At 27.2% G+C, this 24,101-nt stretch carries 25 protein-coding genes and 1 riboswitch; all 25 genes read left to right on the top strand.

Going from position 1 to position 24,101, the window contains the following annotated elements; genetic code table 11:
* Positions 1 to 2: 2 nt before the first annotated feature.
* Positions 3 to 884: an NAD-dependent epimerase/dehydratase family protein gene (locus QOZ84_RS03945; RefSeq protein WP_284131655.1), complete on the top strand. Its 882-nt coding sequence runs from the start codon at positions 3 to 5 to the stop codon at positions 882 to 884.
* A gap of 66 nt (positions 885 to 950) precedes the next feature.
* Complete coding sequence (locus QOZ84_RS03940) at positions 951 to 1,973, top strand: TylF/MycF/NovP-related O-methyltransferase (protein WP_284131654.1); 1,023 nt, start codon at positions 951 to 953, stop codon at positions 1,971 to 1,973.
* Positions 1,974 to 1,983: 10 nt separating this feature from the next.
* Complete coding sequence (locus tag QOZ84_RS03935) at positions 1,984 to 3,804, top strand: sulfatase-like hydrolase/transferase (protein ID WP_284131653.1); 1,821 nt, start codon at positions 1,984 to 1,986, stop codon at positions 3,802 to 3,804.
* A gap of 61 nt (positions 3,805 to 3,865) precedes the next feature.
* Entirely contained in the window at positions 3,866 to 4,375 is a 510-nt protein-coding gene (locus tag QOZ84_RS03930) for an adenylyl-sulfate kinase (protein ID WP_284131652.1), read from the top strand.
* Between the two features lie 29 nt (positions 4,376 to 4,404).
* A complete protein-coding gene (locus tag QOZ84_RS03925) occupies positions 4,405 to 5,019 on the top strand; it encodes a class I SAM-dependent methyltransferase (RefSeq protein WP_284131651.1) in 615 nt (204 codons plus the stop codon).
* 16 nt (positions 5,020 to 5,035) lie between these two features.
* A complete protein-coding gene (locus QOZ84_RS03920; RefSeq protein ID WP_284131650.1) occupies positions 5,036 to 6,715 on the top strand; it encodes a glycosyltransferase in 1,680 nt (559 codons plus the stop codon).
* A gap of 260 nt (positions 6,716 to 6,975) precedes the next feature.
* Entirely contained in the window at positions 6,976 to 8,151 is a 1,176-nt protein-coding gene (locus QOZ84_RS03915; RefSeq protein ID WP_284131649.1) for a hypothetical protein, read from the top strand.
* A 182-nt stretch (positions 8,152 to 8,333) separates the two neighbouring features.
* Positions 8,334 to 9,638: a lipopolysaccharide biosynthesis protein RfbH gene (rfbH, locus tag QOZ84_RS03910; protein WP_331496508.1), complete on the top strand. Its 1,305-nt coding sequence runs from the start codon at positions 8,334 to 8,336 to the stop codon at positions 9,636 to 9,638.
* 280 nt (positions 9,639 to 9,918) lie between these two features.
* A riboswitch (cyclic di-GMP riboswitch) is annotated at positions 9,919 to 10,003 on the top strand.
* Positions 10,004 to 10,396: 393 nt separating this feature from the next.
* Positions 10,397 to 10,720 (top strand): flagellar basal body protein, encoded by a 324-nt coding sequence (locus QOZ84_RS03905; RefSeq protein ID WP_284131647.1) that lies wholly within the window; start codon positions 10,397 to 10,399, stop codon positions 10,718 to 10,720.
* Positions 10,721 to 10,724: 4 nt separating this feature from the next.
* A complete protein-coding gene (gene flgC / locus QOZ84_RS03900; RefSeq protein ID WP_284131646.1) occupies positions 10,725 to 11,129 on the top strand; it encodes a flagellar basal body rod protein FlgC in 405 nt (134 codons plus the stop codon).
* A 17-nt stretch (positions 11,130 to 11,146) separates the two neighbouring features.
* The gene (gene fliE / locus QOZ84_RS03895; RefSeq protein WP_284131645.1) at positions 11,147 to 11,476 is read left to right on the top strand and encodes a flagellar hook-basal body complex protein FliE; all 330 of its coding nucleotides are present in this window, start codon (positions 11,147 to 11,149) and stop codon (positions 11,474 to 11,476) included.
* Positions 11,477 to 11,498: 22 nt separating this feature from the next.
* Positions 11,499 to 13,046 carry a flagellar basal-body MS-ring/collar protein FliF gene (gene fliF / locus QOZ84_RS03890; protein ID WP_284131644.1) on the top strand — a complete coding sequence of 516 codons (1,548 nt, stop codon included), beginning with the start codon at positions 11,499 to 11,501 and terminating at the stop codon, positions 13,044 to 13,046.
* Positions 13,047 to 13,062: 16 nt separating this feature from the next.
* A complete protein-coding gene (gene fliG / locus QOZ84_RS03885) occupies positions 13,063 to 14,121 on the top strand; it encodes a flagellar motor switch protein FliG (protein WP_284131643.1) in 1,059 nt (352 codons plus the stop codon).
* Positions 14,102 to 14,884: a FliH/SctL family protein gene (locus QOZ84_RS03880; RefSeq protein WP_284131642.1), complete on the top strand. Its 783-nt coding sequence runs from the start codon at positions 14,102 to 14,104 to the stop codon at positions 14,882 to 14,884. The genes fliG and QOZ84_RS03880 overlap by 20 nt, the downstream gene beginning before the upstream one ends.
* Entirely contained in the window at positions 14,881 to 16,188 is a 1,308-nt protein-coding gene (gene fliI / locus QOZ84_RS03875) for a flagellar protein export ATPase FliI (protein ID WP_284131641.1), read from the top strand. Before QOZ84_RS03880 ends, fliI begins: the two co-directional genes overlap by 4 nt.
* 15 nt (positions 16,189 to 16,203) lie before the next feature.
* Positions 16,204 to 16,638 (top strand): flagellar export protein FliJ, encoded by a 435-nt coding sequence (gene fliJ, locus QOZ84_RS03870; protein WP_284131640.1) that lies wholly within the window; start codon positions 16,204 to 16,206, stop codon positions 16,636 to 16,638.
* Positions 16,639 to 16,652: 14 nt separating this feature from the next.
* On the top strand, positions 16,653 to 17,894 hold the full coding sequence (locus tag QOZ84_RS03865) for a flagellar hook-length control protein FliK (protein WP_284131639.1): 1,242 nt from the start codon (positions 16,653 to 16,655) through the stop codon (positions 17,892 to 17,894).
* A gap of 10 nt (positions 17,895 to 17,904) precedes the next feature.
* Positions 17,905 to 18,453 carry a flagellar hook assembly protein FlgD gene (locus tag QOZ84_RS03860; protein ID WP_284131638.1) on the top strand — a complete coding sequence of 183 codons (549 nt, stop codon included), beginning with the start codon at positions 17,905 to 17,907 and terminating at the stop codon, positions 18,451 to 18,453.
* Positions 18,454 to 18,467: 14 nt separating this feature from the next.
* Entirely contained in the window at positions 18,468 to 19,319 is an 852-nt protein-coding gene (locus tag QOZ84_RS03855; RefSeq protein ID WP_284131637.1) for a flagellar hook-basal body protein, read from the top strand.
* Positions 19,320 to 19,334: 15 nt separating this feature from the next.
* Entirely contained in the window at positions 19,335 to 20,150 is an 816-nt protein-coding gene (locus QOZ84_RS03850) for a motility protein A (protein WP_284131636.1), read from the top strand.
* Positions 20,140 to 20,841, top strand: a complete 702-nt coding sequence (locus QOZ84_RS03845; RefSeq protein WP_284131635.1) for an OmpA family protein — start codon at positions 20,140 to 20,142, stop codon at positions 20,839 to 20,841. Before QOZ84_RS03850 ends, QOZ84_RS03845 begins: the two co-directional genes overlap by 11 nt.
* Before the next feature lie 8 nt (positions 20,842 to 20,849).
* Positions 20,850 to 21,317 carry a flagellar biosynthetic protein FliO gene (locus tag QOZ84_RS03840; protein ID WP_284131634.1) on the top strand — a complete coding sequence of 156 codons (468 nt, stop codon included), beginning with the start codon at positions 20,850 to 20,852 and terminating at the stop codon, positions 21,315 to 21,317.
* Complete coding sequence (gene fliP / locus QOZ84_RS03835) at positions 21,301 to 21,966, top strand: flagellar type III secretion system pore protein FliP (RefSeq protein ID WP_284131633.1); 666 nt, start codon at positions 21,301 to 21,303, stop codon at positions 21,964 to 21,966. Before QOZ84_RS03840 ends, fliP begins: the two co-directional genes overlap by 17 nt.
* A 15-nt stretch (positions 21,967 to 21,981) precedes the next feature.
* Positions 21,982 to 22,251 (top strand): flagellar biosynthesis protein FliQ, encoded by a 270-nt coding sequence (gene fliQ, locus QOZ84_RS03830; RefSeq protein WP_284131632.1) that lies wholly within the window; start codon positions 21,982 to 21,984, stop codon positions 22,249 to 22,251.
* 2 nt (positions 22,252 to 22,253) lie between these two features.
* A complete protein-coding gene (locus QOZ84_RS03825; protein WP_284131631.1) occupies positions 22,254 to 24,074 on the top strand; it encodes a fused FliR family export protein/FlhB family type III secretion system protein in 1,821 nt (606 codons plus the stop codon).
* Positions 24,075 to 24,101 lie beyond the last annotated feature (27 nt).

The following is a 24,101-nucleotide window of genomic DNA, read 5'->3' as shown; positions in this document are numbered from 1 at the left end:
TTATGAAAAAAATATTATTAATTGGGGGAACAGGTTATATCGGTAGAAATATTAAGGAATATCTAGAATCTCTTAATTATATAATTAAATCGCCCACAAGCAGTGAATTAGATGCAACAGATGAAAAAAAAGTAAGAGATTTTTTGAGTAAGGAATATTACGATGTAGTAATTCATTCAGCGGTAGATAATTCATGCACTAAACTATATAAAGATAATTCTAAAGTTTTGTATAATAGTTTGAATATATTTTACTCTTTTGAAAAAAATAAAAAATTATTTGGAAAAATGATCTATTTTGGTTCGGGTGCAGAGTATAACAAAGAAAATGATATTAAAAATGTTTCAGAAGAAGAGTTTGGAAATAGTATACCAAAGGACGAATATGGATTTGCAAAATATATTATAGCTAAGCAAATAGAAAATAGTGATAATATATATAATTTAAGATTATTCGGAGTATTTGGAAAATATGAGCATTGGAAAAGTAAGTTTATATCCAATGCATGTTGTAAAGTTATAAAAGGAATACCTATATCAATAAGACAGAATGTATATTTTGATTATTTGGCAATAGAGGATTTGTGTAAAATAGTTGAATGGTTTATAAATAATAAACCTAAATTCAATGTTTATAATGTCACAACAGGTAAAAGCATTGATTTATTAACTATAGCTGAAATGATTAATGGGTATAGTGTAGATAAGCTACCAATATATGTCTGTAAAGATGGGTTAGCTAAAGAATATACATCTAGCAATCAAAGAATGCTAAATGAAATAGGCTCGTTTGAGTTTACAAATATAGAAGATAGCATTAAAGAATTAATAGATTATTATAATGAAAATAGTGAAAGAATTGACATGTATTCGTTGTTATATTAAAAAATATACTAGAAGTAAAGTTTACATAGTAATATATTGAAAATAATTTGTAAGAGGGGTTAATTAATGAATAAAGAAGCTATTATTAATAGGATGTTTGAAAAGTTTTTAGATTCAAAACAAATAGTTTTATTTGGAGCAGGTAGAAGAGGTAAAGAGGTTGCAAATATTATAAAAAAAGATAAATTAGGAGAAATTGCTTTTTTTATAGATAATAGTATTGCTCTTAATAATATAGATGATATACACATATATAAGGGTGAAAAATTATTAAACTTAGATAAGCAAAAATATAAAATTATTATTTGTACGGATCTTATAGATATATATGAAGAAATAAAAAATGAATTGGTAAATTTAGAATATAAAGAAAATGAAGATTTTATAAGCAGTAAGATTTTAAGAAGCGAATTAATTAGCAATAAAGATAACCCATATGAAGATTATGATATAATTTCAACATATGCACCATGGTTATCAGATATGAAATTTTTAAATTGTTTTAATAAAATTAGAAAAAATACTCTTGTGGATATATATAGATGTTATGAACTTTGGACATTAGTTGAGCAGGCAAGTAAATTAAAAGAAGGAATATTTTTAGAAATTGGTGTTTGGAGAGGTGGAACAGGAACTTTAATAGCAAAAAAAGCTCAGTTAGAAGGATTGAAAGAAAATGTATATTTATGTGATACTTTTACAGGTGTAGTAAAAGCTACGGATAAAGATCAAATATATGTAGGAGGAGAACATTCAGATACATCACAAGAATATGTAAAGAAATTAGTAGACAAATTAGAACTAAAAAATATAAAAATTCTAAAAGGAATATTTCCAGATGAAACTGGGTTTGAAATAGATGAAAAGATTAGATTTTGCCATATAGATGTTGATGTTTATAAATCAGCTAAAGATGTCGTTAGATTTATTTGGGGAAATATGATAAATGGTGGAATTATTGTGTTTGATGATTATGGATTTAAAACATGCACAGGAATAACTACATTAATTAATGAACTCAAAAATGATAAAGATAAAATTGTAGTTGAAAATTTAAATGGCCATGCGGTTATAATAAAAATAGGATAAGGTAAATATAATGAGTATTTTGAATGATAAATTAAATCATATAATTTCACATTCTAAAATTAATTTTTATGAAAATGAAATTATAAAAGATTTAAGAGATAGAAAGATAAATGTAAATATAGCTGAAGAAATAAATTATATATGGAATAAAATAGACAAGAAATCTAGAGTTGCAATATATGGTGCTGGAAATCATACTATGAAACTATTTGAAATAGTGAATAGAAATGATAAAAATATTGTTTGTATTGTAGATAATTTAAAACCTGAAGGAAAATTTTTAGGATATCCATTAATAAATAAAGAAAAAATGAAAGACTATAATTTAGATGTAGTATTTATATCTACACTAGGATATGCTGAAGAAATAAAACAGGAAGTAAATGAGACATTTTCAAATATAAATGTAATTGATATTTATGAAACATTACAAAAGCTAGGGTATGATACGAATAAACCATTTTACTATAATAGAGATTCAGAAGTATATACTTCTATTTATGAGATAAAAAATATTTATAAAAAAAGTAAAAGTGAAAAATATTTATCAAATTTAATATATAGATATTTAAATGCTAAAGATTTTTTGAATTCATATAAATATATAGAAGAATATGTAGAAAAAGAATATGTTCAGAGTGAATTATTTAAACTTTTGTGTGAAAAATTAAATAGATTGATTAGTGACATAAAAATTAGCATCGAAAAGCAACAAAAAAAAAATGGATTAATATTATTAATAGATGCATTAAGGTGGAAAGATATTTATAAAATTGATAATATGAAATTTATAAAAGACATAAGTAAAAAAGGTATTAATTGTAATAAAGCATATACTCATGTTCCGTACACATCAATGAGTATATTATCTATGATTACTGAGAAAAAATTATTAGATGATAATTTAATAAATGAACAATTTCCTATACAAAATCAAGGTATATTAGCTAAAATAAATGAATTAGATTATAGGTTTAAATATTATGGAAATCAAGTTCAATTTTTCACAAAAGAATTTTGTAATCAAAGTAACAACAATAATATTGCACAATTATTATGGGACTATGTATGTGATACTTATGAGAATAGTCAAAATATTTCTATTATACATATAATGGAAGCGCACTCTCCGTATATAGCGGGAAATCACAAAGATAGACCTGTAGATTTTGAACCATATGCTAGTAGAAATCTTACAAAAAATGAAATTTTAATAAAAAAACAACAACGTGGTGAAGTGTTAGAATATGTAGATGAACAGCTAAAATATTATTTTGATTTTATAGACAAAAAGACATCTTTAATCATTACATCAGACCATGGAAATATTTTAGAATATGATCTGAATAATAAAAATGATAATTTTTATATTGAGGATTTAATAAATATACCATATATTATTTTAGATGATAGCATTTCACCGAAAAAAGAAGAACGACTAGTTAGTCATCTAGATACATCAAAAATTATATGTAATCTTATTCAACAAAATAAACCGTTTCAAGCTATTGAAAAAAGAGAATTTGTTGAAATAAATAGAGATTTTACTTATTCGAAGTTTCATATAAAAAAATTAAGTGGAATGAAAAAGCTACACTTAGGAAGAGCGTTTAAATGTTTTAGCACTAAAACAGAAAAATATATTATGCATTATGATGGAACAGAAGAATTTTATATTTTACCGAATGAAGATCAAAATTTTATAAATGATATTAAATATAAACAAAGAATAGAAGAAATAAAGAAAAAAATAAATAATAAACTACCTAATTTCAATGAAGAGAGATTTAAATATGCTAGAGAAATATTTAAAATAGAATCTTCTTATTAAATAGAGGGATGATAGAATATTATTAATAGATACTATCTTATAAGTATGAAAGGAATTTGTCATGAAAGGAACGGTATACTGGGTTACTGGACTAGCAGGTGCTGGGAAAACTACCATAGGTAAATTATTATATGAATCAATTAAATCTAATAAAGACAATGTAATATTATTAGATGGAGATAAATTAAGAGCATTATATGAATCAGATGATTACTCTTATGATGGAAGAAAAAAATTAGCTAGCAAATATTCTAGATTATGTAAAATGATATCGGGACAAGGAATAGATGTAATATGTTGTACGATTGCTATGTTTGATGAATGTAGAAAGTGGAATAGAGATAACATATTAAATTATAAAGAAATTTATTTGAAAGTTTCTATAGATGAATTAATAAAAAGAGATCAAAAAGGACTATATAGTAGAGCATTAAAAAAAGAAATAACAAATGTAATGGGTATAGATATTGACTTTGAAGAACCTAAAATGCCTGATATATTAATTTACAATAATGGTGAGATTTCACCAAATGATGTGCTAAATAATATTCTATTAAAATTGAATAAATGAAAAGAATTGTAATATGTGGAGGATAACAAGTGGATAAAAATTATTGGATTGATTACTATAAAAAAAATAAAGCACCAAAACAACCATCTCTATTTGCAATGAATATAATTAATATATTGCAACCACAAAAAAAATTACTTGAATTAGGTTGTGGTAATGGTAGAGATAGTATATTTTTTGCCAACAAAGGTATATTAGTAACAGGTATTGATCAAGCTGAAAGTTCAATCAGAAAACTTAATGAAGAACATACTGATATTACATTTTTACTTGATGATTTCGTAAATACAAATCTATTTAATGAAAACAATTATGATTATATTTACAGTAGATTTAGTATGCATTCAATAAGTCTTGAAGATGAAAAAAAATTATTAAATAAAGCATATAAATCATTAAAAAACGATGGCAAAATATTTATTGAGGCGAGAAGTATAAAAGATGACTTTTATGGTTTAGGTGAAAAAATTGGGAAAAACGAATATATATATGAAAAGCATTACAGAAGATTTATTGAGATTAATGAAACAGAAAAATATATGAAAGAAATAGGATATAAAATTGAATTATGTGTTGAAGATAAGGGATTTGCAGTATATAAAAATCAAGATCCAGTTGTAATTAGAATAATTGCAAGCAAATAAATAGAAGAGGCTGAGTATGATAAAAAATCAAATATTAGTTAAGCAGATGCTAGAAATTATAAATACAATGCTAGAAGCGTCGCAGCATTTATATGAAATTGCTATAAAGAAAGATTATAGCAATTTTATGGAAATAGTAAATGATATGAATAATGCAATAAATAGTATACATAGTAATATTGTTAATCTAAAAAAAGCTGAAAATATAACTATTAATGTAGATTTAGCTTGTGAAAATGCTAATTATTCATTAAATCGAATAGCTAATCTTTCAAAGTCAAGATCCAGAAATATTTTAGATAAAATTGAGTTTGAGTTAATACCGATATTAGAAGACATGTATTTACAATTATATTTTTGGGGAAGTATTTATCCAGATAAAGAAAAGATACACAATTATTATCAAAATGAGTTGATTCCTTTATGCTCTAATAAATATATAGACCAATCAGAAATAAACGGAAAATATAAATATGATCTTTCGGTAATAGTGGTTGGTTATAATAATCTAGAATATACTAAATTATGTATAGAGAGTATATTGAAATATGTACCAGATAATATTAATTATGAATTGATATTATTAAATCATGGCTCAATAGACGATACTAAAAAATATTTTGAATCTATTGCACCTACTAAGCAGGTTGATATTTTGAAAAATGGAGGGTCTCCTACAGCAGCTATTAGAACTATTGAAGGGAAATACTGCTTAACAGTTAGTAATGATGTTGTAGTTACTGAGAATGCTATAGTAAATATGATTAAATGTATAGAATCAGATGATAAGACTGCTTGGGTAGTACCTACAACACCAAATGTAAGCAATAATCAAACTATACCTGCAAATTATAATACCATTGATGAGATGCATGAATTTTCAAGAATAAATAATAAAAGTGATAAATACAGATGGGAACAACGCGTTAGACTGTGTAATCCAATTGATTTAAAGAGTTCGAAAATTTGGTTTTCATCAAATGGAATTGGGTGGGGAGGATATTTCCATACTAGCAATATTATGTCATTCCCCGATGATAAAGTATCTATGATTTTAAGAAGAAAAGGATATAAAATGATGTTAGCAAAAGATGCACATTGTTATCATTTTGGCAGTATTACATTAAAAGATGAAGTTAATAATTATAAGGATAAAGAAGGAAATGTAGGTTCTGAAACATTTTACACTGAAGGAAGAAAAGAATTTTCTGAATTTTTTAAAATAGATCCATGGGGTACAGGTTTTGGTTTTGATTTTAATTTATTTACACATCTACTATGTAATGATGATGGGCATGTAGATGTCTTAGGTATAAATTGTGGTATGGGTAGTAATCCATTAAAAATAAAAGAAAGTATTAAAGAAAATGTACATAATTTAGATGTAGAAATTTATAATATAACTGATGAAAAATGTTATATTGAAGATTTAAAAGGATCATCTGATGTAGTAGAATATACTGATGATTTCTCAATAGTAGAAAATGTTTTTGGTAACAAAAAATTTAATTATATTGTTTTTGAAAGTAAATTAGAAACATATGCAAATCCAATAGAAATTATATTGAAATTAAAGAAGTGCCTTGTTGAAAATGGTATTATTGCTATAAAAACTTATAATATAGATTTTAAAAATGAAATAAAAAATATAGATTCTAAATCTATAGAATCGGGATACTGGATTATTTTCAAATAAATACGGAGTGGATATAATATACTAGAAAAAGTAAAAGAATTTCATAAAGAAAATAATGTTGATAAAAAATTTATCAAAGGTGAAGCATATATACCAGTATCAGGTGAGCTATTAAATGAAGAAGATTTAAATAACTTAATTATTATGAAGATGAAATTAAAAGAGAATTAAGTTATCCAAAAATAAATACAAATATAGAGGAAATATAATATGTCTAAGAATAGATTGATAAAAGATATTTTGTATAGTGAGAGAGTACAATGAAGTGTATTATCTATGGATTAAGTACATGCAGACAACAAGTAGAATTATATTTAAAAGATAGTGTAACTATAGTGGGATATAGTGATAGCTTTTCTAATCTAGAATCATATAATGGGAAAAAATTTTACAAACCTAATGAATTATTAAACTTAGAGTTTGATAAAATTATAATTGCAATAAATAAAGTTGTAGATTGTGTTGAAGTAGAACAAAATTTAAGAAAATTAGGAATTAATAATGATAAAATAATATCTCTATATAAATTTCTAAAATATATTTATAAGCTAAAAAATAATGATAACCTTATTGATACAGCATTGGCAAATGAAAAATCAAAGTTAGAAGGAATGGTGTTAGGTTTATCTTATGGATGTATGGGAATAGTACCAAAATATCTAGATTTAAGTTGTTATAATTTTTCGAGGGGTTCACAAGATTTATATTATAGCTTGATTCAATTAAAATATATAAAAAATAAATACAAACATAAAATTTCTGATTTGAAATATGTAATATTAGATATGTATACATATACATATTTTAATTATGATGTTTCGTTAAGTAAAAATGCATTTGATTTTATATATTACAATGGATTTGAAAAATATCCTCATAACTTAAAGAAAAATATAAACTATTCTAATGAATTAATTGAAAAAATAACCTCTAAATTAACTAAACAAGAAGAAATTACATTTGATAGTATATTTAAAAAAGAGTATATAGTAAGAAAAGATATAAGATATTATTTTAATAAAGAAGAAATTAATAATGTTCTAGATGAAGAAGAAATCAAACGATATAGTATTAATTCATTAGGATATAGTAGTATTCAAAAGAACATATATACTAAGACTGAAAGAGAAAATATTGAAATATTCGAAAATATTCTAAAAGAAATATTGGACATAGACTTAAATATTAAAATATATCTAGTGTTAATTCCTAGATATAAACTCAAAGAAGATAAAATGGAGCAAGTGGAGTTAAAATGGAAATATAGATTTTATAATATACTAAATCAAACAAGCAAGAAATATGAATTTGAAATTTTAGACTTTAAAAATAATCAAGAAATATCAAATATAAGAGAAAATTATTCAGACTTAGAACATTTGAACTATAATGGAGCAATCAAATTTACTAAGTTGCTATCTCTGTATATAAAGTAGACTAAAAATATATACAAATCTAATACAAATAATATTGAGACTAAAGAATCATATTGTTGAAGATGGCATTATTGCTGCACAAACTTATAACATAGATTTAAAAAAAGAAATAAAAAATATAGATTCCAAAGCTATAGAATCGGGATACTGGATTATTTTAAAATAAATACGGAGTGAATATGATGAGTAATAGAAATGATATACTAGAAAAAGTAAAACAATTTCATATAGAAAATAATGTTGATAAAAAATTTATCAAAGGTGAAACATACATACCTGTATCAGGTAAGGTACTAGATGAAGAAGACTTAAATAACTTAATTGATGCATCTCTTGATATGTGGCTTACAGCAGGTAGATATGCAGATAAGTTTGAATATGAATTTTCAAATTTTTTAGGCATAAAATATTGTGCATTAGTTAACTCTGGTTCATCAGCGAATTTAGTAGCAATTACAGCCTTAACTTCACATAAACTAGGTGATAAGAAGCTTGTAAAAGGGGATGAAGTAATAACGGTAGCTGCAGGGTTTCCAACTACGGTTTCTCCAATAATACAAAATGGTTTAGTGCCAGTATTTATTGACATAGACCTAGAAACTTATGATTTCAATGAAGATATCATAGAAAAAGCTATAACAAAGAAAACTAAAGCTATCTTTATGGCACATACCTTAGGTAATCCTTTTAATATTGATAAGGTTATGAAACTAGCAAATAAATATAATTTATGGGTTATTGAAGACAACTGCGATGCACTAGGTTCAAAGTATAATGGTGAATTTACAGGAACATTTGGTCACATATCCACATATAGTTTTTATCCAGCACATCATATTACTATGGGTGAAGGAGGCGCTGTTATGACTAATGATGCCAACCTATTTAGGATTATAAAATCCATAAGAGATTGGGGGAGAGATTGTGTATGTCCTCCAGGAAAAGATAATATATGTAGCAATAGATTTAATCAGAAACATGGAGAGCTACCTACAGGATATGACCATAAATATGTTTACTCGCACTTAGGGTATAATTTGAAAATTTCTGATATGCAAGCTGCTGTAGGAGTATCTCAACTTAAAAAATTACCCATATTTATTGAAAAAAGAAAAGATAACTTTAGAAAATTATACAATGGACTTAGTGATTTAGAAAATTATATTATATTGCCAAAGAGTACAGAAAAAAGTGATCCAAGTTGGTTTGGATTTACTATTACAGTTAAAGAAAGTGATAAATATAATAGAGATGAGTTAGTAAATTTCTTAGAATTACATAAAATAGGAACTAGATTATTGTTTGCAGGAAATATAATTAAACAACCGGTATTTATTTCAAATGATTATGAGTATAGAGTAGTAGGGGAATTAAAAAATACTGACATAGTAATGAATAGTACATTTTGGATTGGGGTTTGGCCAGGTATAACAAATGAAAGTATCGAATATATAATAGATGTATTTAAATTATATTTTATAAATTAACTTTCTTTAAAATAGGAGTTTTAGTAATAACCTAGATATAAAATAAGTATATTTTATATCTAGGTTATTCAAATAAATAATTTTTTTTAGATTTCAATATGAATTTGTTTTATAACTTCATAAATACTATCTAAGTATAAGAAAAATTTATCTATACTTGGTATTAAAATCATTTTTGAGGTTTTTCTACATTTGTAGCGAAAATATATGAAATAAAAATAAAATTCAACAACATTTGAATAAGAAGATATGCTATAATATTAATAAGAAAAAATAATAAAAACTTAATAGGCAAAACTTGGGAAACCTAGTGACGCAAAACTATAGGGGCTAAAGTCAAACGACTATGCCAGCCAGCTGCCGAAGGGTTAATAAACTTTTTGTTATCATTACTGATATTAAATATTACTCTTTCAAGGGTATTTTTTTATGCATAAAAATAAATATTTCATAGGTGTGTCAGAAAATGTCGCAATTAGTCGAACGAATGTTGTCAGAAAATGGGAAAAAATATAGAATAATGTTATAAAACGTGTATAATAATGTATATAGTAAACTAAAAAGAATTTTAAATTTACAAAAAAGAAATTATAAAACGTTTAAGTAATTTTATATATGATTCTGTAGGGCAATATACCTTATGATTTTGTTTTGAGATTGCATAGAAATAATTAGCAATGATTTATAACATTATGAAAGTAATTTGAACTACTCTTTTAGGGTAGTTTTTTTATTGAAAATAAAGATTGGGGGAAATTATGGAAATATATAATTTAATGAAAATGGGATTAGATGCAACTGATTTAAGAGGTAAAGCTATAGCAAATAATGTTGCAAATATAAACACTCCAGGTTACAAGAGAAAGTATGTTACTTTTGAAGAAACCTTAAATAATAAGGAAAATAAACCTAAAATAGAAATTAAAACTGATTTAGGCTCAGAAATGAGAGAAGATGGAAATAATGTTGAACTAGAAAATGAAAAAGTTAATCAAGCAGCTACAACACTGGAGTACAATGCTTTAGTAAGCTTGACGAATATAAAGTTAGCTATGACAAAGAGTGTGATATCAGGGAGGTAAGTAAATGAGTGTTTTTAATGGTATGAGAATTAGTGCAAGTGGCCTTTCGGCAGAAAGAATGAGAATGGATACTATATCATCAAATGTAGCAAATGCTAAAACTACAAGAACTCAAGATGGTGGAGCATATGTACGTAAGGTTGCAACATTTGGTGAAAATTACGATGAAAAGTTAGGAATGTTGGGAGTAAAGACTATATCAATAGAAAAAGACAAGTCTCCAATGAGAAAATTATATGAACCAGATCATCCAGATGCAGATAAACAGGGGTATGTTGAATATCCAAATGTAGACATGTTAGTTGAAATGTCAGATTTAATAGCTGCATCTAGGTCTTATGAATCAAATGTTGATACTTTAAATGCACAAAAAAGTATGATATCTAAAGCGCTAGAAATAGGAAGATAATATAAAGGGGTGAATACATGGAACCGGTAACAAATATAGTATCAAAATCTAATATATTTACACAGGGCATAGGAAATATACCATTAGACAAAAAAATAGTAAGTGAAAGTGGTAATGAAGCAGAGAAGGTTGAATTCTCAGATATTATAAAGGATGCTATTAATAAAGTTAATGAAAAACAAGTGAATGCCAATGAAAATATAGAATCTCTGATAAAAGGAGAAAACGTAACGATGCATGATGTTATGTTATCTATGCAAGAGTCGCAAATATCGATGCAATTAATGTTAGAGGTTAGAAACAAGTTATTTGATGCTTACCAAGAGGTAAATAGGGTACAACTGTAACTTATTAACAAGGAGTATATAAATGAATGTAAAAGAAATTATGCAAAAAGCAAAAGATTTTATAGGTGATAAAAAGCAACAATTTAAGGAACTTAAAAAAGAGAAAAAAATAGCAATTATAATTGGTGTAATAGCAATAATACTGGCTATGGTGTTTGGGATTATATATGTACAAAATGATAAGTACAAGGTACTTTTTTCAGGATTAGATTCTAATGATGCGAAAGCTATAACTACAGAACTTGAAAGTAGAAAAATAGAGAGTAAGGTAGAAGGAAATAGTATATACGTACCTAAAGAACAAGTTGATAAACTAAGACTAGAATTGTCTAGTAGTATATCAAATGGATCAAAGGGCTTTGAAATTATGGATGAAGGATCATCTTTCGGAATGACTGATGAAGAATTTGAAATAAAAAAACAAAGAATGGTACAAGGTGAAATCGAAAAAACTATAAAAACTTTCCCACAGGTAGAAGATGCAAGAGTACATATTACACAAGGCGAGGAATCAGTATTTGCTAAAGAAAGTGTACCAGGAAAAGCAGCTGTTTATATCAATTTAAAACCTGGATCAAATTTAGAGCCTAGCCAAATAAGATCTGTAATGTCTTTAATTTCGGCAAGTACGCCTAATATACCAAAGCAAAATATTGAGGTAATTGATCAAAATATGAATTTATTATCAGAAGGATTATTTGATGAAAAAGGTAAGGTTAATTCAACAAACTCAAGTGCAGTTGATATAGCTAGAAATGCAGAAAAAGGACTTAGTAAAGATCTAGAAAAATCTATAGTAAGCCTTTTAGAACCTATATTTGGAAAAGGCAAAGTAAAGGCTACTGTAAATGCAGACTTGAATTTTGATAGTAGTGAAAAAACCGAGTTAATAGTCGATCCGAACAAAGTTATTAAAAATGAATCAAGATCTGATAATAAGTCTACAGAAGAAGGTAAAACTGGTGGTGCTGTAGATAACAATATGAACAACGTAGGAAATGGGCAAAAGGGAACAAATGAAACTAAAGAGGAAAAGATAGAGTATGAAGTAGGAAAAGTTGAAACAAAAACTGTAAAAGCTCAAGGTGAACTAAATAAAATTACAGCATCTGTTGCAATTGATGGAGATTTAGATTCAGGAACTATAAAAGATGTAAAAGATATGGTATCAAATACCATAGGTATGCAAAAAGATAGAGGCGATGATGTTGCTGTAGTTGGTATGAATTTCGGTATGAACGATAAACCTACTGGCCTTACAGAAAGTCAAAAAATGGAAAAAATGTTGAAAACAACAGCTTATGTAGTAGGAGGGCTTTTATTGCTTATAGCAATAGCGATTATGATTATGTTTATTATCAAGAAAAGAAATAAAAATAAAGATGATGAATTTGATGAAAATTCTGAAATAGACATGATAAATCAAAAGTTAGAAGAAATGGAAAATAATAGATTAAACAATATAGAAGAAGATGAAGAAAATATAACTTTAGAAGAAGAAGTTAAAATTTACGCTTCTGAAAATCCAGATCAAGTTACAGAACTAATTAATAGTTGGTTAAACGAATAGAAGGTGGTTGTTTATTTTGCAAAAGGAAATTACTAAAGCAGGAAATGCATTTGACTTAGGTGATATACCAAAGGTAAGAAAAGTAACTGGTTCAAGAAAAGCAGCTGTGCTTTTAATGACTCTAGGAACTGACGTATCAGCCGGTATAATAAAAAATTTATCAGATAAAAAAATACAAAAAATAGGTGTTGAAATAGCTAATATAAGTACTATAAATGCAAGAGAAAGAAGAGAAATTCTTCAAGAGTTTATAGAATTAAATAAAGGTAAAGAGTTTGTATTAGAGGGTGGTATAGACTATGCAAAATCTTTACTTAATGGAGCACTTGGAAATCAAAGAGCTAATAAGCTTTTAGAAGGAATTAAGTATGATGCATATACAAAGCTTTTTATAACTGCGAGAAAAGCAGAGCCAGAACAAATATTATCATGCATACAGGGCGAAAGTTCTCAAACTATAGCCATAATTCTTTCTCATATTCAACCAGATAAGGCTGCGCTTATTTTAGCTGAATTACCTACTAAAGTTAAGCACGAAGTATCTTTAAAAATAGGAAGCACTTCATCGGTATCTCCAAATGTCATAAAAGCTATAGATAAAGCTGTCGAGCATAAATTATCTAAGCTGGGGCAAAGAGAAATGGAAAGTTCAGGTGGAGTTGATAGCTTAGTAGATATATTAAGTAGTGTAGATAGAAAAACAGAAAAAAGTATCATTGGTTATATAGAAGAAAGAAATAATGAACTAGCAGAAGAAATTAAAGCGAATATGTTTATATTTGATGATATTGTTAGACTTGATAATATGGCTATTCAAAGAATTCTTAAAGAAGTTAATGTCAAGGATATTGCTTTTGCACTTAAAGGATCTTCTAAAGAAGTTGCAAATGCTATCTTTAAAAATCAATCACAAAGAGCATCTCAAGCCCTTAGAGAAGAAATTGAGTTATTAGGAAAAATAAAAATATCTCAAGTAGAAGAATCTCAACAGACTATAGTAAATATAATTAGAAGGCTTGAAGATATAGGTGAAATAACATTAACTAGAGGATCAGATGATGAGTTTATTATATAGTAATACTAAAATTATTAAGGCTGAAGATGTGATTTTTAAAGGTAAAAAAACTATAAAAATTAATATGGTTAATTCAAATGAAGAAATTGAAATACCTATGAATATAGAAGAAGAGCTTATGAAAAAAGAAGAAGCAATAGTACTAAAGGTAAAAGAGGCAGAAGAAAAATATGATGAAATTATTAAATCTGCTGAAGAAGAGGGCTTGAAAATAACTGAAACTAGTAAAAACAATGCTTTAGATATAGAAAAGAAAGCTTATGAACAAGGTCATAGCCAAGGTGTTCAAAACGGATATGAAGATGGATATAAAGAAGCTTATGAAGATAATATCGAAAAAGCAAATATAGAATGTAGTGAAATTATTCAAATGGCTAATGATACTTTATTTGATGCTAAAGAACATGTGGTATCTTATATAAAAGAAAATAAAGCACAAATCTTAAAATTAAGCATAAGCATAGCAGAACAAGTATTAAGAGAAAAGTTCAATGATGTATCTTCTATGGACAACATAGTGAACGATATAATCAAAGAATATGAGCTTAAAGAAAATTTTGTTATTAAAGTAAATCCTCTATATAAAGAAAGTCTAGATAAACAAATAATGGCGCTTAAAGAAAACTACAAAGTAAATGGTGATGTATTTGTTTTAGCAGATGAATCTGTAGAACAGGGAAATGCAGTAATTGATACTTTAAAAGGTAGATTAATAGTTGGAATTGATTGTGTCCTAGATAAGCTAAAAGAGGAGTTATTATGATTAATATAGATTTTGAAAAATTAATAAATCGAGTTAACGATATCCCATCTGCTATTTGTGAAGGTAAGGTTAAAAAAATAATTGGTCTTACCGTTGAAGTAGAAGGAGTAAAGTGTTTTGTTGGAGAGTTGTGCACTATATATAATCAATCAAATAGTCCTATTGATTGTGAAGTTGTCGGTTTTAAAGATGGTGATGTAATATTGATGCCACTTGGGGAATTAACAGGTATAGGAGCTGGATGTAAAGTTATAGCAAGAGGAATTCCTTTGAGTGTTAGGTGCAGTGATGAGCTTTTAGGAAAGGTACTAGATGGAATAGGAAACCCTATAGATGAAAGCAAAATACTATCAGGTGAGAGGTATAGTTTATCTAATCAACCACCAGACCCTATGAAAAGAAAGCGAATTACTGAGATTATGCCAACCGGAATAAGGGCAATTGATGGTTTTTTAACTTGCGGAGAAGGTCAAAGAATTGGGATTTTTGCAGGTAGTGGAGTTGGAAAAAGTACTACTTTAGGTATGATAGCAAGAACAGCACAAGCTGATGTTAATGTAATTGCTCTTATTGGTGAGAGAGGAAGAGAAGTTCTAGATTTTATAGAAAGAGATTTAGGAGAAGAAGGAATGAAAAAGTCAGTAGTAGTTTGTGCTACTTCTGACAAATCACCATTAGTTAGACTAAAAGGAGCATTGACTGCTACTTCAATTGCTGAGTACTTCAGAGACCAAGGAAAAAAAGTTATTTTAATGATGGATTCAGTAACTAGATTTGCTATGGCACAAAGAGAAGTTGGACTAGCTATAGGAGAACCACCAGCTCAAAAGGGATATACTCCATCAGTTTTTGCAATGCTTCCAAAACTTATGGAAAGAAGTGGATTATCAGACAAAGGATCTATAACAGCTTTTTATACTGTATTAGTTGACGGAGATGACTTTAATGAACCTATAGCAGATACAGTAAGAGGTATACTAGATGGTCATATAGTTTTATCTAGGCACTTAGCTCATAAAAATCACTATCCAGCGATAGATATATTAAATAGTGTAAGTAGACTTATGAATGAAATTTGTGATGAGGAGCATAAAAATAATGCATCTTTTGCAAGAGATATACTAGCTACTTATAAGGATGCTGAGGACTTAATTAATATTGGTGCGTATGAAGATGGTTCAAATAAAAATATAGATATGTCTATTAAATATATAGATAAAGTTAATGAATTTTTAAAGCAAAGGGTAAATGAAAATATACCTTTTGAAAGTAGTAAGCAGATGCTAAGTGACATATTTGACTAAAGGAGATTGACGTGAATGCATAAATTTAAGCTTCAAAAACTATTAGATATAAAAATAAAAGATGAAGATGAAAGTAAGCTGAAATATACTCAAGCCCAAAATAATAAAAATATAGTCGAAGAAAATTTGAAAAGTTTAGAGCAGAGTTATGAAAAATACTCAGATATAAGCAAAGTTTTAGATACAGTTACACAAAAGATAACAATTAATTATTTGTCATCACTTAATCATTCTATAAAGGCTATAAGCGAAGAACTTGTAATACAAGAAGTTAAATTAGATAAGGCTAAAATTGATTTAGTAGAAAAGCAAATTAAAAGGAAATCATTAGAGACACTTAAAGAAAATATGTTAGAAAAATTAAGAAAAGAAGAACAAAGGTTAGAACAAATAACGAATGATGAATTTGCACTATATGCATATATGAGAAATAGGGCAAGTTTATCGTAAAAGGGTGAGTAAATATGAACTTAAATATTTCAACACAATCTATCAATAATTTCCTAGGAAATAACAATATTAAAGATAGTATGTCAAATAAAAGTGAATTTGATGACGTTTTTGAGAACATAGGAGTTGCAGAAGAAGATAATAATTTTGAGTTGCTTCAAAATATATTAAATAATATCAGCATTATAGACTTTAGACAACCTGAGGATGAAAATAAATCTTTAGATTTACAAAGTGAAAATGTAGAGACTGAATTAGATTTATTAAGTCAAATAGGAGAAGCATTAAAAGAAAATGAAAATTATAAACAAATTTTAAATGATAACAACCTTAAAGCAGAAGATACTGAACCGAATCAAGCTATAAATGGCAATGTTAACTTAGAGAATAATCAACTTTATGATTTTATAAAAGAAGGTATACAAACAAAAGATATAGATATGTCAGAACTTATAAAACTAAAAGAAATATTAAATCAGAAAAATATGATAAAAAATCCTTCTGATTTAGAGGTAAAAGATGATTCTAACTCTATGATAAAAGATGGAGAATCTAAAATTGAAAACTTAGAGTCTAAAATCAATAATGAAGTAAATAAATTATTTGGATATAAGCAGTTAGAAGTTAGTAGCTTATCTAATAAAGCTAATATAGTAGAAAATAATTCATCAAACTTAGATAAAAAAGATAAGGATTTAAGTACATTAGAAAGTATTTTAGATGGGAATGATGAAAATAAATTTATGTTTTCAAATAATAACTTAAATGTAGGTACTTCACAAATTTCACAACAAAGTGCTTCAAAAGAAGTTCCTATAAGTAATATAAGGCAAGAATTTATAGGTGAGGATGTTGTAAAGACTATAAAATACATAAAGTCAAATGGGATTGAAGAAATAAAAATAAAGATAAGCCCAAGAGAACTAGGTGATATGACTATAAAACTTATAAAAAATCATGAAGAAACTAAAGTATTAATAACACTAAGTAAAGAAGATTCATTTGATATGGTAAATAAAAATATAGGAGATATAACTAAGCACCTAGGTGACATGAATATAAAAATCAAAGAAGTATCAGTTGAGGTAAAGACAGACAATCAAAAGCTTTTTTCTGATAATTTAAATCAAGAATTTGATAAAAAAAACAAAGAAAATAAAAAGAAAAGAAGCAAGTATGGAAATATAGGAATTGAAAACATAGAAGAAATAAAAGAAAAAGATAGGCTAGATGAAAATATAAATATATTGATTTAGAGGGGCAAAAATGAATAATTTGAAGACTGTTAGTAATGAAGCGAACACTCAAAGTACTAGAACAAGTGATAAAACTGAAAATGGAACTCCGATAATTATGCCAGGTAAGGAAACTGATAAAGATTTATTTTTAAAAATGTTAGTTGCTCAAATGAGTAATCAAGATCCATTTAATCCGCAGGATCCCACACAATATGTAACTCAGTTAGCTCAATTTAATAGTTTAGAGCAGATGATGAACCTTAATGATGGAATGGAATACTTAATGGGAATGACAAATGGATTACTTGTAAATTCAGCCATGAGTACAGCAACATCTTTAATAGGCAAAAAAGTGGAGGCATATGCTCCGATTGAAGAACCAGATGGAGAATCTAGTGAAGGTGACAGTAGCGAGGATTCAGATAAAAAAACTTTAACAGGTGTGGTTGAAGGGGTACATATGAAAGATGGAATTGTATATATGGATGTTAGAATAGATGAAACTAAAGAGCTAAAGTCAATTGAATATGCAGCACTTATAAAGGTAAGTGATAATAATACAAATACAGAAAAATAGGGGAGATAAAATTTATGTTAAGATCGATGTATGCAGGAATAAGTGGTATGAAAGCAAATCAAGTTAAGATGGACGTTGTAGGCAATAATGTTGCTAATGTTGGAACTACAGCTTATAAAAAAACAAATGCAAGATTTTCAGATGCACTATATCAAAATACTATATATGCAAGTGCTCCAGGTGGTGGAATAGGTGGAGTTAACCCAGGTCAAGTAGGTATAGGTACTAAAGTTAGTGGAATATTTAAAAATATGCTACAAGGCGCTATACAGCCTACAGGAAGACCTACAGATTTGGCAATAGATGGAGATGGTTTTTTCACTATTGAAGTATCCCCAGGTCAAAAAGGATATACAAGAGATGGTTCATTTAGTTTAGATATGAATGGGAATTTAGTAACAGCTGATGGATATAAGGTTTTAGGAAAAGATGGTAAAGCTATTGAAATACCTAAAGAAATGGATAATGCAGCTGGAGTTAAACAGAAGGTGCTTTCATTTAATATATCTAAAGAAGGAAAAATTTCATATCTTTTAGAAGATGGAACAAAAATGCCTGAACTTAAAGCAGATGGAACTCCAGTAGACCCAACTAAGCAACAAATTTTAGGAATAGCAACATTCCAAAATCCAGAAGGATTAGAATTGTTAGGTGGAAATGTTTATGGATTATCAGCTAACTCAGGAGCAGCGAGTACAAATGGTGTATTTGGTCAAATAAACCAAGGTGCTATAGAAATGTCAAACGTTGATTTATCAGAAGAATTTACAGAGATGATAGTTACAACTAGAGCATTCCAAGCATCAAGTAAGGTAATAACAACTAGTGATGAATTGTTACAAGAGATAATAAATCTTAAGAGATAGTAAGAGGGTGAAAATATGAAAAAACAAGATATCCTAACACCAATAGGATTAATCTTAGCAGTAGGGTTGATTTTATTCGGATCAATGCAAGGAGATACAAGTCTTTCTATATTCTTTGACCCAGCATCGATAGCTATAACAATAGGAGGCTCTTTTGCGGCAGTACTTATAACTTTTTCAAGTGAAGATTTAAAAAAACTATTTAAAATAATTAAGCTTAGTTTTACATCAAGCAATATATACAAAATGGACTTAGTAGATCAATTTAAAGAGTTATCAAGAAAAGTCAGAAAAGATGGCGTGTTAACAATAGAAGATGAAGTTTCTGAGATAGAAGATGATTTTTTAAGAAGAGGCTTAGAATTAGTCATAGATGGTATGGATGTAGAAACTATAAATGAAATATTAGAATTAGAAATGTTAGAAGTGGAAAATAGTTATGATAAAGGATCGAGAATTTTTAAAGTGTGGGGGACTTATGCCCCTGCATTTGGTATGATAGGAACTTTAATAGGGCTTATACAAATGCTAGCTGATATGGGGACACCAGATGTTATAGCATCTGGTATGTCAAAAGCACTTATAACTACTTTCTATGGAGCATTATTATCTAATATTATATTAAATCCAATAGGATTTAATATACAAAACAAGGGCCAAAAAGAAATTGATTATAGAGAAATGATGTTATGTGGAATTACAAGCATACAAAATGGAGATAGCACAAGAATAATAGAAGAAAAATTAATTACATTTTTAAATACAGAAGAAAAGCTTAAGTATTATGATAGAGTAGTTGAGGATAAGGACGGGGATAGAGATGCAGCGTAGAAAAAAAAGAAAAAAAGCAGAAGATGATATAAATCCTGATAGTTGGCTTGCAACGTATTCAGATACTATAACTTTGCTTCTTACATTTTTTATTTTGCTTTATTCAATGTCAGCTGTAGATAGTCAAAAGCTAAAAGAATTATCAGAATCTCTTAAACATTCATTAACAGGAAACACAGATATTGCAGAAGTTGAAGATGTTACAGACTTGAAATTTAAAACAGGAAATTCTGATTATGAAGATTTATCAAAAAAATTAGATAATACAATAAAAAGTAATGGACTAACAGATGTAATAAAAATTAGAGAAGAAGATAGAGGAATAGTACTTCAATTAGATGAGAGTATATTATTTGATCCTGGAAAGGCAGAATTAAAGGAAAATAGTAGAGAAGTTTTAGAGACTATAACTACTATAGTAAACGATACCGATAATGATGTCTTAGTTGAAGGAAATACCGATAATATACCAATGAATAATGAGGTATTTCAATCTAACTGGGAACTATCAACAGCAAGGGCAGTAAGTGTTGTAAGATATTTTGTTGGAAATCAAAGCCTTAAACCAACTAGATTTGCAGTTAAGGGCTATGGTGAATATAAACCATTAGTAGATAACTCAACACCTGAAAATAGAGCTACCAATAGAAGAGTAGATATCTTAATGGTAGAACAAAAGGAGAAAAAATAAGAAATATAATGGATAACATATTGCAGTATATAATCAATTTAATAGTATTTGTACCTTTTATTATAGTTTTAATAGTTGTATCTATAAAATTTAGCAAAATAAATTTATCAAATATGACTATGAATAAATATACTCAAATAATAGAAAGAACAAATTTAAACAAGGATACAGAAGTATTTGTTTTAAAAATAGGTGATGAAGGTTGTGTTTTAGTTTCATCACCTTCTAAAATAGAAAAGATAAAAGAGTTAAATAAATATGAAATATTAGAAATAGAAAATAATAAAAAAGAAAATCGAAAAAGAAAATTATCAAAATTTAGCAAAAATGAATTAGGATTAAAAAAATTAGAATTAAGCGAACTACAATTGAAAAAATTAGAATTAAAAAAATTACAATTAAAAAAGGTAGAATTAAATAAGTTGCAATTAAAAAAAATTATATTTAGGGAGAATGAACATGGAGACAGTAACTAATTTCATATCGAATAATAAAGAACTTACTCCTTTAATAAAAACTTTTATAATGTTAACTTTTTTAATGCTTTTACCTACTGCCATCTTTATGATGACAAGTTTTGTAAGAATAATTATTACATTCTCATTTATAAAATCAGCATTAGGAGCACAACAATCTATACCAAATCAGATATTGATTGGGGTGGCAATGGCATTAACTTTGTTTATAATGGCGCCAACCATAAATGATATAAATGAACATGCAATAAAACCTTATGTAGATAAAGAGATTAAATTTGAAGAAGCAATAAAAGAAGGAGAAATACCAATAAAGAAATTTTTATTAAAGCAAACTAGAGAAGAAGATATAAACCTATTTGTAGAAAACTCAAATATAGATAAAAAAGAGCTAACAAAAGAAAATATGCCTTTATATATTTTAGTTCCAGCTTTTGCTATTAGTGAGTTGAAGACAGCTTTTCAAATAGGATTTTTAATATACTTACCATTTTTATTGATAGACTTAGTGGTAGCAAGTACCCTTATGTCTATGGGGATGTTCATGCTTTCTCCGGTTATGATTTCTCTACCTTTTAAGCTTTTACTTTTTATAATGGTAGATGGATGGAATTTATTAATTAAATCTTTACTTTTAAGTTTTAAATAATGAGGAGAACATATTATGACTGAAAATATGGTGATGAGCGTAGTAAAAGAAGCATTATTTACAGGTATGTTAGTAGGAGGACCTATACTTATTTTATCTTTGGTGGTGGGATTGTTAGTAAGTATATTTCAAGCAACAACACAGATACAAGAACAAACATTAACTTTTGTACCAAAGTTGATAATAATAGCAATAACTTTAATCGTAGGTGGAAGCTGGATGTTAAATGAGATAGTTAAGTTTACAACTAAGATTATGAATATGATAGCTGTTATAAAAGGATAAGTATGATATTTGTCTTTATAAGATTAATAACATTTTTTGGATGTATAAATGTTATATTTCCAACGGGTACACCTAAGATGTTTAAAGTTGCTTTTTCATTATTTATGTCTGCAATAATAACTTTTACTATAAATATAGATGTAAATATAGTCACCACATTAGATTTAATTAATTATACAATAATGGAAACTACGACAGGCCTAGTTTTAGGATATATAACTAGTTTATGTTTTAATAGTCTAAAAATAGCAGGGGCTCTTATTGACCAGCAACTAGGTTTGTCTATGATAAATATATACGACCCGACTACTAAGGAACAAAATACTCTTATACAAAATCTAATTTACTGGATGGGTATAATAATATTTTTTAGTATGAACGGTCATCACAAATTAATTGAAGGAATACAACAAAGTTTCAAATTGATTCCAATTGGAGAATCAATTATTAGTAATAATTTTACATATATAATAAATGTTTTCGTAGAGTGCTTCGTTATAGGGTTTAAAATAGCTGTGCCTATAGTATTGGCACTTATCATAACTGATTTAGTAATAGGTCTTATATCAAGAAGTGTTCCTCAATTAAATGTAATGATTATTGGAATGCCACTGAAAGTGTTAGTAGGAGTAGTATTTTTTATAATAGCACTTCCATTCGTATTAAATGAAGTACATAACTTGATTAATAATATACCTGATATATTAGATGGAACCTTGAGTATGAGTAGTAGTATGTTAGGTCCATTAGGTATGATGTTGTCTACAGGCGATAAAACAGAACAACCTACAGGAAAGAAAAAAAGAGATGCTAGGAAAAAAGGTAATATAGCAAAAAGTAAAGAGGTAACTACTGCATTAACATTACTTGGAATTTTATTAATACTTTATACAATGTCAGATTATATAATTTTAGAAATTAAGAATTCTATAATAGATTTTTTGAGTAGCGATTTTAAGTCAAGTATAGATATTAATACGTTGCAGATGTTAATTATGAAATTGATGATATCTTTTATGAAGATATTTTTGCCTATAGGAGGCGTAATAATACTATTTGGAATTATCGGTAATATTATGCAATCAGGTGTATTACTTACAGGTGATGGTTTAAAACCACAGATGTCAAAGATGAATCCAATAAGTGGATTTAAAAATATGTTTTCTTTAAAAGCTTTAGGAAATCTACTGAAAAGTTTAGCAATAATAAGTGTACTTTCCATAATAGGATATTCATTTATCAAAAAAAACTTCGAAGGTATAATTAAGATAGGAGATATTTATTTTCCCTACCTGATATATACCGTAATAGATCTTATAAAAAGCTTATTAGGAAAGATATGCATAGCAGTAGTTGTTATTGCTGTTATTGACTTTGTATATCAAAAGTATACACACAATAAAGGCTTAAAGATGACAAAACAAGAAGTTAAAGAAGAATATAAACAAATGGAGGGTGACCCTCACATAAAAGGAAAAATAAAACAAAAGCAAAGGGAAATGTCATCTCAAAGGATGATGCAAGCAGTACCTTCATCTACAGTTATTGTAACCAATCCAACTCATATATCTATTGCTATAAAATATGAAAAAGGAAAGGATACTACCCCTAAAATAGTTGCAAAGGGTGCAGATGTATTAGCTTTCAAAATAAGGGAAATAGCAAAAGAACATGATATACCAATTATAGAAAATAAGCCATTAGCAAGACTTATGTACAAAGAAGTAGAAATAGACCAAGAAATCCCGCAAGAAATGTATCAAGCAGTGGCTGAAGTGTTAGTAGCTGTTTATAAAATAAATAATAGATATAAAAAGTTGTAAAAAGAGCTTTTAGAAGGAGAAATTAAT

The sequence above is a fragment of the Romboutsia sedimentorum genome, from assembly GCF_030131845.1.
Lineage (GTDB): Bacteria > Bacillota > Clostridia > Peptostreptococcales > Peptostreptococcaceae > Romboutsia_D > Romboutsia_D sedimentorum.
Note: the sequence above shows the minus strand (reverse complement) of the source record. Positions and strands in the feature narration are given on the sequence as shown.